Origin of the sequence: Peptoniphilus sp. oral taxon 836 str. F0141, from assembly GCF_000179335.1 — a bacterium.
Classification (GTDB): Bacteria; Bacillota; Clostridia; order Tissierellales; family Peptoniphilaceae; genus Peptoniphilus_A; species Peptoniphilus_A lacrimalis.
This window is the reverse complement of record NZ_AEAA01000037.1, coordinates 1-1722: the sequence shown is the minus strand read 5'-3', so window position 1 is coordinate 1722 and position 1722 is coordinate 1. Positions and strand designations below refer to the sequence as shown.

Sequence of the window (1722 nt, the reverse complement as noted above, 5' to 3'; positions counted from 1 at the left end):
AAAGGTAAAATTACCGATGGTCATAAATATATAAAAAATGCTAAAAATAATGGGGCGATTGTAGCTGTTGTTGAAGATTTTAAAGAGGTTTATATACCTCAAATAAAAGTTGATAACACTAGAACAATTCTTGCTGATTTAGCTAAAAATTTTTATAAAGACCCCTCAAAAGATTTAAAAGTTATTGGGATAACAGCAACAAATGGAAAGACTACAACATCCTTTATGCTTAAAAATATTTTAAGTGAAAATAAAATTAATACAGGTATTATTGGCACTGTTTATACAAAATTTGCTGATGTAAATATTCCATCTATTCTGACAACTCCAGAATCTTTAGAACTTCAAAAATATTTTTAAAGAAATGCTTGATAAAAATATTAGTCATGTAGTTATGGAAGTTTCTTCATCAGCTCAACAGATGCTAAGAGTAAATAACATTGATTTCGACATAGTTTCTTTTGGAAATTTAAGTAGAGAGCATATAGACCAACATGGTTCTTTTGAAAATTATTTTAGGGACAAATCAAAGATAATTTTGAATGCTAAAAAAGGTTCTTTTGCCCTTTTAAATATGGATAACGAACATATAGCTAGTTTGAAAGAAAAGACTAAAGCGAGTGTTCTGACTTTTTCAATGGAGAATTTGGATTCAGATTTTGGTATTTCTAAACTTGATTTATCCACGGGTTTTGGGAAATTTATGTTTCATGTTAACAGGGATATAAAAGAAATTAATTTAAAAAAACAAAGCTTTGAAGTTGAAATGGGTAGCGTTGGATATGCTTCTGTTATGAATGGTGTAATTGCTATATCTTTAGCTCTAATTTTACAAGTGGATAAGAATATAATTTTAAATGCTCTCAAAAATTTTAAGGGTGTAGAAAGAAGATTCGAACTTATATATGATGAAAAATTTAAGGTTTTAGATGATCATTTTGCAAATGAAAAAAATATTGATGTAACTATGACAACTTTAAGTCAAATGAGTTATAAAAATCTTCATATTTTATATGCAATAAGAGGTAATAGAGGGATTGAACTTAATAGAGCAGTTGATGAAAGACTATGTTTTTGGTTAAAAAAATTAAAAGCTAGTACACTTTTTACAACTTTTAGTGAAGATACAGTTAAACAAAAGGATAAAGTGACCCAAGATGAAAAGGCAGTATATGCTGAAGTTTTAAAAATAATAATATTGAAACTGTATATTTTAATGAACTAAAAGATGGTATTAACAATATTTTAAAAAAGGCTCAATCTGGTGATATTGTATTATTAGCAGGCTGTCAGGGTATGGATAAGGGTGCTAAGTTTGTAGAAAAATATCTGTTAGAAAATAATTTAGTAACAAATATTAAAGACTTTACTAAAAGAATTGACAATAGAACTTGTTAATATTGAAAGATAGTGTATTTTAAGTTATAATTAAATATATTAATATGAATTAAATGTCATTATAAGTTATTACTTAGGGACATAGAATATAAAAATGGCTCCTGATGACAGGGGCTTTTATTTTGGAGGTAATTATGCAAGAAGCAATGGGCAATTTAAAAAGGACAAATTACTGTGGTGACTTGAGAGAAAACGATATTGATTCTGAAGTTATACTAATGGGCTGGGTTCAAAGGGGCGAGAAGTCTAGGCTCAATAATTTTTATAGATTTAAGAGATAAAGAAGGAATTTGCCAAGTTGTAGTAACCGAATCTTCATCGGAA

2 protein-coding genes and 1 pseudogene are annotated in these 1722 nt (G+C 27.9%); all 3 read left to right on the top strand.

Annotation, left to right across the window (positions count from 1 at the left end):
* Positions 1-360, top strand: a 360-nt coding sequence (locus tag HMPREF9131_RS08550) for a Mur ligase family protein (protein ID WP_009344972.1), incomplete at its 5' end; no start/stop codon positions are given.
* Positions 361-364: 4 nt separating this feature from the next.
* Positions 365-1225: a Mur ligase family protein gene (locus tag HMPREF9131_RS08545; protein ID WP_009344971.1), complete on the top strand. Its 861-nt coding sequence runs from the start codon at positions 365-367 to the stop codon at positions 1223-1225.
* 307 nt (positions 1226-1532) lie between these two features.
* Positions 1533-1722, top strand: a pseudogene (locus HMPREF9131_RS08185) (OB-fold nucleic acid binding domain-containing protein); the annotation flags it as partial.